At 41.6% G+C, this 14707-nt stretch carries 9 protein-coding genes and 1 pseudogene; 8 read left to right on the top strand and 2 right to left on the bottom strand.

Translation table 11 applies throughout. The annotated features are described in order from the left end of the window. The 7 genes and pseudogenes from GSF09_RS05320 to GSF09_RS05290 all read left to right on the top strand — a co-directional run bounded on the left by GSF09_RS05320 (window position 1) and on the right by GSF09_RS05290 (window position 11082). Window positions 1-1998 (top strand): transglycosylase domain-containing protein, encoded by a 1998-nt coding sequence (locus tag GSF09_RS05320; RefSeq protein ID WP_159799900.1) that lies wholly within the window; start codon window positions 1-3, stop codon window positions 1996-1998. A gap of 72 nt (window positions 1999-2070) precedes the next feature. Next, the gene (locus GSF09_RS05315; protein WP_159799899.1) at window positions 2071-3435 is read left to right on the top strand and encodes a PQQ-dependent sugar dehydrogenase; all 1365 of its coding nucleotides are present in this window, start codon (window positions 2071-2073) and stop codon (window positions 3433-3435) included. A gap of 180 nt (window positions 3436-3615) precedes the next feature. Continuing rightward, the gene (locus GSF09_RS05310; RefSeq protein WP_159799898.1) at window positions 3616-4128 is read left to right on the top strand and encodes a GbsR/MarR family transcriptional regulator; all 513 of its coding nucleotides are present in this window, start codon (window positions 3616-3618) and stop codon (window positions 4126-4128) included. Between the two features lie 10 nt (window positions 4129-4138). Then, window positions 4139-5302, top strand: a complete 1164-nt coding sequence (locus tag GSF09_RS05305; protein ID WP_159799897.1) for an efflux RND transporter periplasmic adaptor subunit — start codon at window positions 4139-4141, stop codon at window positions 5300-5302. Between the two features lie 9 nt (window positions 5303-5311). Then, window positions 5312-8461, top strand: coding sequence for an efflux RND transporter permease subunit (locus tag GSF09_RS05300; protein WP_159799896.1), 3150 nt, complete (start codon window positions 5312-5314; stop codon window positions 8459-8461). Window positions 8462-8472: 11 nt separating this feature from the next. Beyond that, complete coding sequence (locus GSF09_RS05295) at window positions 8473-9864, top strand: efflux transporter outer membrane subunit (RefSeq protein ID WP_370515979.1); 1392 nt, start codon at window positions 8473-8475, stop codon at window positions 9862-9864. 170 nt (window positions 9865-10034) lie between these two features. Beyond that, a pseudogene (locus tag GSF09_RS05290) lies at window positions 10035-11082 on the top strand (PA0069 family radical SAM protein). Here GSF09_RS05290 and GSF09_RS05285 read toward each other — a convergent pair. Both GSF09_RS05285 and GSF09_RS05280 read right to left on the bottom strand, forming a co-directional pair. Further along, window positions 11068-12048 (bottom strand): YpdA family putative bacillithiol disulfide reductase, encoded by a 981-nt coding sequence (locus GSF09_RS05285; protein WP_159799894.1) that lies wholly within the window; start codon window positions 12046-12048, stop codon window positions 11068-11070. The pseudogene GSF09_RS05290 and the gene GSF09_RS05285 overlap by 15 nt on opposite strands. Beyond that, the gene (locus GSF09_RS05280; protein ID WP_159799893.1) at window positions 12036-12509 is read right to left on the bottom strand and encodes a CYTH domain-containing protein; all 474 of its coding nucleotides are present in this window, start codon (window positions 12507-12509) and stop codon (window positions 12036-12038) included. The genes GSF09_RS05285 and GSF09_RS05280 overlap by 13 nt, the downstream gene beginning before the upstream one ends. Before the next feature lie 147 nt (window positions 12510-12656). Here GSF09_RS05280 and GSF09_RS05275 point away from each other — a divergent pair, with 147 nt between their 5' ends. Beyond that, window positions 12657-14693 (top strand): recombinase, encoded by a 2037-nt coding sequence (locus tag GSF09_RS05275; RefSeq protein WP_159799892.1) that lies wholly within the window; start codon window positions 12657-12659, stop codon window positions 14691-14693. The last annotated feature ends 14 nt before the right edge of the window (window positions 14694-14707 follow it).

Below are 14707 nucleotides of genomic sequence, written 5' to 3'. Positions count from 1 at the left end.
ATGCGAAAAATAAATTACAGAAAAATAGCTTTAAGGCTGCTGATAACAGCAGCGGTGATAATAATGCTGGCTTTTGCCGGCTTTTTTGCTTTCCGTAATATGGCACTGCAAAAAATTATTGCAAAGGTTTCCGAGAAAATGGAAAGCCGCTACAACAGCAGCTTTACTGTAAAGGCAGCTTCATTTAAAGGTTTTTCACGCATTGAAATGCAGGATATTTCCATAGTACCCAAAAAGGCCGATACACTTCTCGATATAAAAAGTATTAAAACAGATGTTAATATTTCTAAGCTGCTGATAGGTGAGTTACAGCTTGGCACACTGGAAATGGAAGATGGATATATACAATTTGTAAAAAACAGCAAAGGCAAAAACTTTGATGCCTTTTTAAAATCTTCTAAAACAGACAGCAATACTACAACTACTGACGGCAAGGAGCAGAATATTGCAAAAAAAGCTTACAGGCTCCTGCACCGGGGCCTTAACCTTATACCGACTGACATGGCGTTGCAAAACCTTACCCTGCGGATGGATGATATGGGCAGGAAGGTAAGTATCAACCTTACACAGCTTTCACTTGCTGATAAAAACCTGGAATCATCTTTTGTGGTTAAGGAAAATGACAGCACGCAGGCATGGAAGGTAAAAGGAATGGCTGACCCACGTAATAAGCAAGCCGACCTCAAATTTTTTAATACCGATACTTCACAAATTCGCCTGCCTTATTTAAAAGCAAGGTATGGGCTGCAATCAGCATTTGATTCTATTCATGTTAATGTACAAAATATTGACATGAGTGGCGATGAGCTTCATGTAGATGGTTTTGCCGCTATAAAAAACTTTATGGTAAACCATCCTAAAATTGCCAAAAAGGATGTTGTGATAAAGGAAGCGCGCTTTGATTACCATTTCCTTTTCGGCCCCGATTTTATTATGCTGGACAGCACGTCTTCAGCACGGCTTAATAAAATTGCGGTTACGCCTTTTGCCCGTTATGATGTTGCACAGGATACCATTTATGAGCTGAAGGCAAACATACCCAAAATGCAGGCGCAGGATTTTATAACATCTTTACCCGAAGGGCTTTTTACTAATTTTGAAGGTATGGTGGCTGAAGGAAGCTTTACCTATAACCTGGATTTTAAGTATAATAAGAACAAACCTTCAGAGCTGGTTTTTGACAGCAGCCTGAAAAAAGATGGATTAAAAATAATTAAATATGGCGCTGCCGACCTTAATAAACTTAATGGTACATTTACCTATCGTGCCACAGAAAACGGGCAAAAACTGCGCCCTGTAATTGTAGGCCCGGAAAACCCTTATTACACTTCTTATGAACAGATACCGCAATACCTGGTTAATGCAGTTCTTACAAGCGAGGATCCTTCTTTCTTTTCACACAGGGGCTTTATTAATGAGGCCTTTAAGCAAAGCATTATAAAAAACATTAAGACAAAAAAATTTGCCCGCGGTGCCAGTACCATAAGCATGCAGCTTGTAAAAAATGTTTTCCTTACACGCGAAAAAACACTATCGCGCAAGCTGGAAGAAATATTATTAGTTTATATACTGGAAAATAATCGCATAGTGAGCAAACAGCGCATGCTGGAAGTATATTTTAATGTTATAGAATGGGGACCTGATGTATATGGCATTGGTGAGGCTTCCAACTATTATTTCCAAAAACCACCCGTGCTTCTTTCATTGGATGAAAGTATTTACCTGGCTAGTATAATACCACGCCCAAAAGGTTTTATGTGGCGTTTTAACAGTAAGGGAATGCTGAAGGATTATGCCGTTAAGCATGATGAATACATTAAAAAGCTCATGCTGCGCAGGGGGCTCATAACTCCTGAAGATACTATATCCCAAAACGGGCGTGTAAATATAACAGGCCCTGCAAGGGGAAGGCTCAGGCTAAAGCAGGATACCATACAGGCAATTGACTCATTGCAAATCAATGAGTTCCTGTTAAATTTAACACAAAAAGCTTTTTAAGCAGGTTTACTGTAGCGGTTTTATTATTTTAATAGTTAAATTTACCTTTAACAACTTAATAAACAACCAGCTATGAAAACAAAATTACTCTGCCTTTTTATTATCATTTCAGCCTTTTCCCACGCGCAGGAAATAGACATTGAACTATTTGCCCAAAATATTACCAATCCTGTTGAAATTGCGCATGCGGGTGACAGCAGGCTCTTTGTTGCCGAGCAAACAGGAAGGATAAAAATTGTAAATACAGACGGCACCGTTAACAGCACACCTTTTCTTAATGTATCAACATTAATATCAAGCGGTGGCGAAAGGGGGCTTTTAGGGCTTGCCTTTCACCCTGATTATACAACCAACGGTTATTTTTATATTAACTATACCAACACTTCGGGCGATACTGTTATTGCACGTTACTCTGTCAGCAGCAACCCTGATATTGCCAATTCCGGCAGCGCAACAATACTGCTGACTGTAGATCAGCCCTATTCCAACCACAATGGCGGATGCATACGCTTTGGGCCGGACGGATACCTGTATATTTCCATGGGAGATGGCGGCAGTGGCGGAGACCCGCAAAATAATGCGCAAAATATAAATTCCCTTTTAGGCAAAATGCTCCGTCTGGATGTTGACAATGGCTCACCGTATAGCAGCCCTGCTACAAATCCATATGTGGGCACTAATGGTGCTGATGAAATATGGGCCATAGGGCTGCGCAACGCCTGGAAGTTTTCATTCAACAGGCTAAACGGCGACCTTTGGATTGCGGATGTGGGGCAAAATGCTGTAGAAGAAATCAACAGGGTTGTAAGCCCTTTAACCGCAGGGTTAAATTTTGGCTGGAAGTGTTATGAAGGTAATTCGGTATATAGTACAGGCGGATGCGGCCCTGCCTCATCCTACACCATGCCTTTTGCCGTATATTCACACAGTGCAACAGGAGGCTGCTCAATTACCGGGGGGTATGTTTATACCGGCAGTATTTATCCTAACCTTCAGGGCAAATATCTTTTTGCTGATTATTGCAATGACAAAATTGGCGTGATAGACAGTAACGGAACCATTGCCTACAGCGATGAATTTTCCGGGCAGGGTTTTACAGTTTTTGGCGAAGATATAAATGGAGAATTATATATAGGCGGGAACAGCAGTGATAATATTTACAGGATTAAAGACAACTCCATGAGCAGGGCTTCATTTACAAAAAATGCTTTTACTATTTACCCTAATCCCGCATCACATATTGTAAATATAAATCCTCAAAATGGCATCAGTGCTGTAAAAGCAGAAATATATGACCTTAGCGGCAAGCTTCTGATTGAAAAAAAGCAGGGTGAGCTAACTACTATAAATACCGGTAGCCTGCCGGCAGGCATGTACATGCTGTTTATAACCGATACACAAAATAACAGCCATACTCACAAGCTGGCTATAAAATAATTTACATACCCAATACCTTTTTAAAACCTGCTGATGTCAGCAGGTTTTGTTTTTTACAGCGAAAACGATTTTTTCAGGCAGTTAAAATAGGTTAACAAAAAATTAACAATAATTTGGTTCGTTAAATACCGAACCAAACGAACTAAACTATTATCTTTGCCCGAAATTTTTTATAAAATAATGACAGACATATTGAAAGAGAAAGAGGAACTGATTGAAATGTTTGGCGTTCATTTTGAGTCGACTTACAACCTGCCGCCACTGGCATCCAGGATATTAGGCACGCTTATTATAGACAGTTGCCGTACAGGGCTAACCTTTGAAGATTTACTGGAGCGCATGGGTGCAAGCAAAAGTTCGGTTTCCACTAACCTGAACCTGCTTTTAAAGCTTGGCAAAATAAAATACTATACAGTGGCCGGCGACAGGAAAAAATACTTTAGGCCATCGCCGCTTAGTGAAAGGCTTACAAGCTACATGAAAATGATTGAGTTTGAAAAGGAGATTATAGAACGTATGCTTGCGTATAGGGAAAAAACAGCTTCGTGTCCCGCAGAAAGGTGTAATCTGGAAAATACCAAAGCCTATAAGGAACATGTATTGGAAATTGAACAGCTTTTATTAAAAACCATACAGCGATTTAAAATAATAGAGAAAAACAAAGAAGAGCAATACAAATCACAATCAGAATAAACAGTTACACATGAAAAACAGATTTTTACTCGGCTCATTAGCAGCCTTATTTATAGTAGCATCATGCGGTAAAAAACAGGAACAGGCGCAGCAGCCACAGGGCCCTGTACCCTTCCCCGTACAAACAGTAGCGCCACAGGATGCAGTGGTGTATGAAGAATATACCGCTAACCTTGAGGGGCAGCAAAATGTTGAAATACGCCCTAAGGTAAATGGGTTTATACAAAAAATATATGTTGATGAAGGCCAGCATGTAAAAAAGGGCCAGCTTTTATTTAAGCTGGAAACACAAACACTAAGCCAGGATGCAGCCGCGGCAAAAGCTGCCGTTGATGCCGCGCAGGTAGAGGTAGAAAGGCTTAAACCGCTTGTTGACAGGAAAATTATAAGCAATGTACAGCTTGAAACCGCCAAAGCGAAACTGGCACAGGCAAAAGCAGCTTACAGCAGTGTTGCTGCAAATGTTGGTTACGGCACTATAACATCTCCGGTTGATGGTGTAGTTGGAAGCCTTCCCTATAAAGAAGGAAGCCTTGTAAGCGCAACCAGCGAAATGCCGTTAACTACAGTTTCTGACAGCAGGATAGTGCGTGCCTATTTTACCATGAACGAAAAACAGTTGCTAAACTTCACCCGCATTTTTAAAGGCCCTACATTACAGGATAAATTAAAAAATACTCCAGAGGTAAGCCTGTTGCTTGTTGATGGCAGCGAATATGACCAAAAAGGTAAACTTACGGCGGTAAACGGCCTGGTAAACCCTACTACGGGAACAACCGAGTTCAGGGCAGAGTTTCCTAACCCCGAAGGCATATTGAGAAGCGGAAGCAGCGGAATAGTGCGCCTGCCAATTGAAAAGGACAATGCCATACTTGTACCCCAAAATGCTGTTATAGATATGCAGGGCAAGCAAATGATTTATGTTGTGGGTAAAGATAACACTGTTACATCGCGCATTATAACCACAAGTACCACATCGGGCAAGGACTTTATAGTTACTGACGGACTTAAGGCCGGAGAAGTTATTGTTGTGGAAGGTGCAACCAAACTTAAAGAAGGCCAGCAGATTGCCCCGCAACAGGCAGGACAGGCACAGGAGGCTGCCAATACTGAAACAGACAGCACTATGACCGCCGAAGCCAGTACAAAAACCAGTTCAACACAAAAAAAATAAAAACTTAACATGCTTAAAATATTTATAGAAAGGCCGGTACTCTCTACCGTAATTTCGATATTGATAACCATATTGGGTATACTGGGCCTTATGGCACTGCCTGTAGAGCAGTATCCCGAAATTGCCCCGCCTACGGTACAGGTATCTGCAACCTATACAGGTGCCAATGCCGGTACTGTGCTTAACAGTGTTATTATACCGCTTGAAGAAGAAATCAACGGTGTGGAGGGAATGACTTATATGACCTCAACTGCTGCCAATGACGGTAGTGCATCAATAAATGTATTTTTTGAACTTGGTGTAAACCCTGATATTGCTGCGGTAAACGTGCAGAACAGGGTATCACGTGCCACAAGCAAGCTGCCTGCGGCAGTAGTGCAAACCGGTGTTACTACATTCAAGAGCCAGACAAGTGCGCTGATGTTCCTTTCGTTATATTCTACCAACAAAGAATATGACGGTACATTTGTACAGAACTACGCTAAAATTAACCTGGTACCGAAACTGCAAAGGGTTAAGGGCGTTGGGCAGGTAAACGTTTTTGGTGGTAAGGACTATTCCATGCGTATATGGATAGATCCTGAAAAAATGACCGCCTACAACCTTACACCAAAAGACATACAGGCCGCCCTGCAGGAACAGAATGTGGAGGCTGCACCTGGTAAATTTGGTGAAAATGCCGATGGTATATATGAATATGTTATTAAATACAAAGGCCGCCTTTCCCAGGTGGAGGAATATGAAAATATAATTGTAAAGGCCACAGGTAATGGAAATTTCCTTCGCCTTAAAGACGTAGCAAAAATTGAACTTGGTGCATTTAATTACGGGCAAAAGAATTTTGGTATGGGCAACCAGGGTGTTGCAATAGGTATTTTCCAAACTGCCGGTTCCAACGCCAACGACATTATTGATGAAGTAATGGCTATACTGGAACAATCTAAGGCAAGCTTCCCAAAAGGTATAGAATATGTTGTGCCTTTTAATACCAAAACATTCCTTGATGCCTCTATAGACAAGGTAACCTCTACCCTTGTAGAAGCGTTTATACTGGTATTTATAGTGGTATTCCTGTTCCTTCAGGATGTTCGCTCCACAATTATACCTGCCATTGCCGTTCCGGTAGCTATTGTAGGTACATTTTTCTTCCTTAATGTATTTGGATTTTCCATAAACCTCTTAACGCTGTTTGCTCTCGTGCTTGCCATCGGTATTGTGGTGGATGATGCCATAGTGGTGGTTGAGGCAGTGCATGCCAAGCTGGATGAAGGGGAAAAATCAGCTAAAAAGGCAACGCTTTCAGCAATGAGCGAAATTACCGGTGCAATTGTTTCCATTACATTGGTTATGTCTGCCGTATTTATCCCGGTATCTTTCCTTAAAGGTCCATCGGGGGTATTTTACCAGCAGTTTGCCATAACACTGGCGGTATCAATCCTTATTTCGGCAGTAAACGCATTAACCTTAAGCCCTGCGCTGTGTGCCGTTTTCCTTAAACCGCACAAAGAAGGTGAGCACCATGAAAAGAAAAACATTAAAGAGCGTTTCTTTATAGCATTTAATGCCGGATTCGACTCTATGAATAATAAATATACAAAATCCTTAGGCTTCCTGGTACGCAAAAAATGGATTACAGTAATAGGGCTGCTGATATTTACAGGCGCAACCTACCTGCTGTTTACAACAACACCGTCAGGGTTTATTCCTAATGAAGACCGTGGTATAATTATGTCTGACCTTACCATGCCACCGGGAACAACCCTGGAACAAACCCAAAAGGCGGTGAACCAGCTTGACAGCATACTGCAATCTATGCCGGAGGTTGAGGCGAGGATGAGCGTAGTAGGCTTCAGCCTTTTAAACAGGGTAAACGGCGGCTCCTATGCCTTTACCATTATACGCCTTAAAGACTGGAAGGAAAGAAAAGACGAAAACCAGTCGGTAGACGCCATTGTAGGACAGCTATTCGCCAGGACTGCAGGTTTTAAAGATGCGCGGGTGCTTTTCTTTACACCACCAAGTGTACAGGGCTTTGGTACAGCAGACGGTTTTGAATTTAAGCTGCAGGCCAAAGGTGATGATGACTGGGCAACCATAAGTAAAGTTTCAAACGAGTTCCTTGCCGACCTTTCCAAAAGGCCTGAAATACAATATGCCATCACCAACTTTAACCCTAACTTCCCACAATATCAAATGGATATAAATGTGGAAAGGGCTAAAGATGCCGGGGTTTCCGTAAGTGATATATTTAATACTATGCAGGGTTATTACGGCGGGCTTTACACTACAGATTTCAACAGATTTGGTAAGCAGTTCCGTGTAATGATACAGGCACTGCCAAATGACAGGGCTGATGAAAACTCCATTAACGATGTTTATGTGCGTAATGATAAAGGGCAAATGGTAGGTATTAGCCAGTTTGTTGACTTTAAGAAGATTTACGGCCCTGAAGCGGTATCGCGTTTCAATATGCTGAAAGCCGTAAACGTGAACGGTAAGGCAAACCCTGGCTACAGCAGCGGTGATGCTATAAAAGCCATACAGGAAGTAGCGGCAAAACACCTGCCTAACACTTATACCTACGAATTTTCGGGCATGACACGTGAGGAAATTATAGCAGGCAACCAGGCAGCCGGCGTGTTCCTTTTAAGCCTGATATTTGTTTATTTCCTGCTTAGTGCACAGTACGAAAGTTATATTGTACCGCTTTCAGTATTGCTTTCACTGCCTGTAGGTATAGCGGGAGCTATTGGTTTTGTTAAGCTGGCCGGGCTGGAAAATAATATTTATTTCCAGGTGGCATTAATCATGCTTATAGGATTGCTTGCCAAAAATGCCATCCTTATTGTGGAGTTTGCCATACAGCGAAGGCGGCATGGTATGGATCTTGCCAAAGCAGCCATTGAAGGGGCCAAGGCACGTTTAAGGCCTATCCTAATGACATCTTTTGCATTTATTTTCGGCCTTTTGCCGCTGGCACTTTCAAGCGGTGTAGGTGCCGTGGGTAACCGTTCTATAGGTATGGGTGCCGTGGGCGGTATGCTTATAGGAACATTATTCGGGGTATTTGCAGTACCTGTACTGTTTGTTATATTCCAGTCATTACAGGAAAGGATATCAGGAAAGAAAACTGAAGAAACAGAAAACACTGTAGCATAAACATGTTTAAAATGAAATCATATAGAATACTAATAGCGGTAAGTATAGGGCTGCTGATGCAGTCCTGCTTTACGGCAAAAACATATAAAAGGCCCGATATACAGGCAGAAAACCTTTACCGTACAGAAGTTATTGCACAGGACAGCGCATCGCTTGCCAATGTATCGTGGGACAAACTGTTTACTGACCCAATATTGCAAAAGCACATTAACAGGGGGCTTCAAAATAATTTTGACATAAGGATTGCCATACAAAATGTTGCGGCAGCACAAGCCTATTTAAAACAGGCCAAGGCAGGCTTTTTGCCTACACTTGCGGGCAATGCCACCTGGACACACCAGCAGCTTGCAAAAAACAGCCAGTTCGGTAGTTTTTTTAATGGCGCGCTTGACCAGTACCTGCTAAGTGCCAACCTTTCCTGGGAAGCTGATATATGGGGAAAAATACGCAGTAACAAAAGGGCATCCAATGCCTCATACCTGCAAACCATTGCTGCAAACCAGGCTGTAAAAACAAGGGTTATTACAGATATTGCAGCCATGTACTACCAGTTGCTCTCGCTTGATGCACAGTTGCAGCTGGCAGACTCAACGCTTATTAACAGGAGTGAAAGTATTGATGTTATTAAAGCCCTTAAAGATGCAGGAAATGTAAATGAAGTAGGCGTTAAACAGACTGAGGCACAGAAATACTCAACACAGTTGATTATTGAAGACCTTAAAAATAATATTATACTGGTGGAAAATGCTTTCAGTATATTATTAGGTGAAGCCCCACATGAAATTGAACGCAGTACTTTTGACGAACAGGTGCTTAATCCTGAAATAAAATTAGGCTTTTCAGCATCCTTATTGCGTAACAGGCCAGATGTTATTGCTGCGGAATATGGTTTGATAAATGCTTTTGAGCTTACCAATGTGGCAAGGAGCAACTTTTACCCCTCGTTAACGCTTACAGCAACAGGTGGTTTGCAAAGTATTGACTTAGACCAGTGGTTTAGCACCAATTCACTATTTGCCAATATAGTAACCGGGCTGGCACAGCCAATTTTTAACCAAAGGCAGATACGCACACAATATGAAGTGGCAAAAACACAACAGGAACAGGCATACGTGCAGTTTCAGCAGGCTTTGGTAAATGCCGGGCGTGAAGTGAGTGATGCCCTTGCCAATTATAATAATGAAACTACCAAGCTTGCCATAAGGGAGCAGCAGGTAGACGCCCTCACCAAAGCTGCTGATTATTCGGATGAATTACTGGAGTATGGACTTGTAAATTATCTGGAAGTGTTAACGGCAAAAGATAACGCGCTGAATAGCGAGCTAAAGCTTATAGACAATAAGTACAGGCAGTACCAGGCCATAATAAACCTATATAAAGCATTGGGCGGCGGATGGCAGTAAAATATAATTAGGAAGCTTTTTTCCGAATTATTTTAGATTAATTGTTTGTTTTATGTTACCGTCCGGTAAAAGGCCTCTTTTATCGGACGGTTTTTTTGTTGATAATATTTTCTATCTATTTATTAGAAAATAATCTTATATTTATATATTGGCTTTTTAAACAGGCGGGTATGAAAAAGGAAATAAAAGGGCAGGGAGCTGTAAGTAATATTCATAATCATTTTGAAAAGAATAAATATGAAAAAAGTATTTATGACGATGATTTTGAAGAACCTGAATTTAAAACGCAGGTGCAGTATGTATATTCTAAAACATTGGTAAATGAAGTAAAAAGCCCCGACCTTAAAATGGCTTATTCAATGAACCCTTACCAGGGGTGCGAACACGGTTGTGCCTATTGTTATGCCCGCCCTACACATGAATACTGGGGTTACAGTGCAGGCATTGATTTTGAGCGCACCATACTGGTAAAGAAAAATGCACCTGAACTGCTGGAAAAGTTTTTCCGTAAAAAGGGCTATAAGGCAGAAGCGATAATGCTATCCGGTAATACCGATTGTTACCAACCCATAGAGCGTAAATATAAAATTACCCGCAGGCTGCTGGAGCTTTGCCTGGAATACAGGCATCCTGTAAACATACTCACAAAAAATGCACTTATAACCCGCGACATTGATGTATTAAAGCAACTGGCAGAAAAAAACCTTGTTACTGCTGCGCTTAGTATCCCTACCATAAATGAAGAGCTGCGCCGCAAACTGGAGCCGCGCACTTCATCGGTAAAAACAAAACTTAAGGCACTGGAAATGCTTTCACAAAACGGCATACCTACTTGTAATGGCTGCCCCTATGATTCCGGGATTGAATACAATGGAAATACTGCCCATAGTAAAAGCCATAGCCGAACGTGGTGCGTTGGGTTGCGGTTATACGCTCGTGCGTCTTAACGATACGGTAGCGCCTGTCTTTATTAACTGGCTTGAGGAGCATTACCCTGACAGGAAAGAAAAAGTACTGCACCAGATTGAGTCAATGCGGGAGGGCAGGCTTGGCGACAAAAGGTATTTTTTGCGCCAGAAAGGTGATGGAAATATTGCGGATATGATACACACCTCCTTTAGGATAGCAAGGCAAAAATACCTGCAGGGGAGAGAAGTGCCACAGCTTTCAACACATTTGTTTGATGGCACAAAGGGGGAGCAGCTATCCTTGTTTTAGTATATTGCTTATAATCATTTCGGCATGTATGCGTGAATTTTCAATGAACCACTTATGCGTTTCCATACCACCGCACACCACCCCTGCAAGATAAATTCCTTTAACATTGGTTTCCATTGTTTCGGAGTTATAGTGTGGTGTACAGTTAATGCCATTAGAAATGGTAATTCCTGTCCTTTGCAAAAACTCAATATCGGGCCTGTAGCCGGTTAATGCCAGTACAAAATCATTTTCAATGGCAACTGTACCCTGAAGAGTGTTTATTATTACTTCATCCTCTTTTATCTCCTTAACTTCAGAATGAAAATAAGCCTTAATGCTGCCTTCGGCAATACGGTTTTCTATATCGGGCTTTATCCAGTATTTTACCCTTTCGTTTATTTCTCCCTTTCTTATCACCATGGTTACTTCCGCGCCCTTATGCCAACATTCCAGTGCGGCATCAACCGAGGAGTTATTTGCGCCGATAACCACTATTTTCCTGAAAGCATACTCATGCGCTTCTTTATAATAGTGCCTTACTTTAGGCAGGTCTTCGCCAGGCACATTTATATAAACAGGTATATCGTAAAAGCCGGTTGCTATAATCACATTTTTAGCCTGATACCTGCTCTTTTCTGTTTGTACATTAAAAAATATATTATCCTGTTTTGTTACAGTTTCCACCTTTTCATATAAGCGGATATTCAGTTTAAAATGCCTGTGGATATTCCTATAGTATTCCAGGGCTTCCTGCCTGCCCGGCTTAGGGGCTATGCAGTTAAAGGGTATATTCCCAATTTCAAGCCTTTCTGCAGTTGAAAAAAATGTCATATATAAAGGGTAATTATACAGGCTGTTTACCAGCGCACCTTTTTCCAACATTAAATAATCCAGGCCATTTTGCTGCGCCGCAATTCCGCAGGCCATGCCTATGGGGCCACCGCCAATAATTATAACATCATATATTTTATTTACCTGCTCCATGTACTATATGGTTTATGGCTAAGGTAAGCGTTATAAAAACGTTCATCTCCCGTTACTTCCTCACCAAGCCATTGGGGTTTTTCAAAATATTCATCCTCAGCCGCCAGTTCTACCTCAGCAATAACAAGCCCATTGTTGTCACCAAAAAATTCATCTACTTCAAAAATATGCCTGCCGTAACTCACTTCGTAACGCATTTTATCTATAGCTCCCTTTTCACATAAAGGCAATAGCTGCCGGGCATCCTCAAGCGGTATCTTTGTTTCCCATTCCAAGCGGGTTGTTCCCGCCTCATTACTTTTCCCTTTTACAGTAAGGTAGCTCTCTTCTCCTTTTACCCTAATCCGCACTGTACGCTCAGGGTTGGAATTAAGGTAACCCTGCATAATCCTGCTCTGCTTAAAAGCCTCAGCTTTATATTGATTTGACAGTACCAGGAACTTGCGCTCAATTTCTTTCATAATGCTAAAAATATACTGTAGCCAAGTTACTTAATTTTGGTAAAAAAGCCTTTAAATACAGGCAGTTTTTACTGTACAATAAATTAAGCCCGGGCATAACAATTAATAGTAAGGTATTTGTATTTTTACTCCCAATTTCAAGCCGGTATGAAGTTCAGGAAACCCAGGACAAAAAAAACCTTTGAGGAATTCTTCAAATTAAATTTTGATGAGAATAACCTTTGGGAATACAAGGCCGATGATGTGGATATGCTGGCAGAGCTGGTAGATATTATACGTCCTAAGGAACTTAAAACCGTTTTATCTGTTGATATTAACCCGCTGCTGGAGCTTTTAAGGGATAATGAGCGTTACAGCTCCGGCCTTGCCGCCTACCTTAAGGGTATTTTAAAAAATAAAAAATTCAGCAAAATACTTACAGATGCAGGTATACTTACAGATGCTGACTTTTTCTTTGAGGTTAAAAAAAGGCTTTTTGCAAAACTGATACCCGACCAGCCTAAAAAAGACACGCTGGAGTATGTTTTAAACCAGGTGTTTTTTATGAAAACCGATCCTGAATGGATAAGCAAAATAGCCTACCGGCAGGTTGAGGATTTATTTGAGCTGCTTAACTTCCGGGCTATTTATATATCAACCGCACCACGCACACCGCTTGCCGAACTCCTTTTCGCCATGGAAGTAACCCTGCACAGGATAGCAGGCCGCGCACTGGAAAGTGAAGTAATACAAATGGTACCGGAGTATGAAAACCTTGAAAGCCCATTTCTTGCCATACAAAAGGAATTTGCACTTATAACCGACAAACTGCTTGAAGAGCGTAAAAATTATATATCTCCAGGCGATTTGGGCTATAAACAAATACTAATATTGTACAAACAATGTGTGGATTATGTAGATACCGCTTTTAAAAACAGTGCCAAATACGGTATATCATTAAGGGTTAACCAAAGCCTGCTGCGCATCCGCCAATACCTTTACAGGCTAAAAACACTGCTGCCGCTGCTGGTTTTGGAAAAAGTGGAAGATGCCAAACGAAATACCATTTACCTGGCTTATGACCTTATTGAATATAATTGTGATAAAAACAATGTAAGAAAACTAATAAATGAAAGCACTCAGCTTTTATCTTATGAGGTAACACAACATACAGCAAACACCGGTGAAAGCTATATAACAAAAAGCCGTAACGAATATTTCAGGATGTTCTGGAAATCGGCAGGTGGCGGTGTAATTGTGGCATTTGCCTGTATTTTTAAGGTATTGCTTTCTAAAATAGACACCAGTGCCTTTGGTTATGCATTTCTTTACAGTATTAATTATGCGCTTGCCTTTATAGGCATATACCTGTGCGGATTCAGCCTGGCAACCAAGCAGCCCGCCATGACCGCCGCAGCACTGGTGAGGGCACTTGAAACAGGGCGTAAAAATAAAGATGTTGATGAAGACGAGAAACACCGCGCTTTTGCCGAGTTTTTTGCACGTGTATTCCGTTCCCAGTTTATTGCCTTTGTGGGTAATGTTATTGTGGCTTTCCCTGTAGCCCTTTTGGGTATCTGGCTAATAGATATTGTTTTTCAATACAATATTGCATTAACCAAGTGGTTCAAACTGGTAAATGACCTTAGCCCCATACATTCAGCCGCTGTATTCCATGCGGCCATAGCCGGTGTTTTCCTTTTCCTTTCGGGAATAATAGCCGGTAGCGTGGCCAACCGGGACAAACACAGAAATATATATTACAGGATACAGGAACACCCTTTGCTGAAAATGAGCCTGGGTCGTGTGCGCACCCAAAAGCTCTCCGAATGGTACGAAAAAAAATGGGCAGGCATAGTTTCCAACTTCTGGTTTGGTGTTTTTATGGGCAGCACAGGCTCTATAGGCATGTTCCTGGGCCTTAACCTTGATATACGCCATATTACTTTTGCCAGCGGTAACCTGGCGCTGGGGCTTTATGGAGCAAACTATAATGTATCTAATGCCATGCTGTTTTGGGGTATATTCGGCATAGGCATTATAGGGCTTGTTAACTTTCTTGTAAGCTTCGGGCTTTCTGTAGGCCTTGCTTTCCGTTCCCGAAATATTCCGCTTTCAGAACTTGGTCTGATAGCACGGTCTATATGGAAATACTTTAAGCATAAGCCTGCCTCTTTCTTTTTCCCAAGCCTTAAAAAGAGCTGAAAGCTATAGTAAAG

It is taken from the genome of Flavobacterium sp. MK4S-17 (assembly GCF_009848495.1).
Lineage (GTDB): Bacteria > Bacteroidota > Bacteroidia > Flavobacteriales > Flavobacteriaceae > Flavobacterium.
Note: the sequence above shows the minus strand (reverse complement) of the source record. Positions and strands in the feature narration are given on the sequence as shown.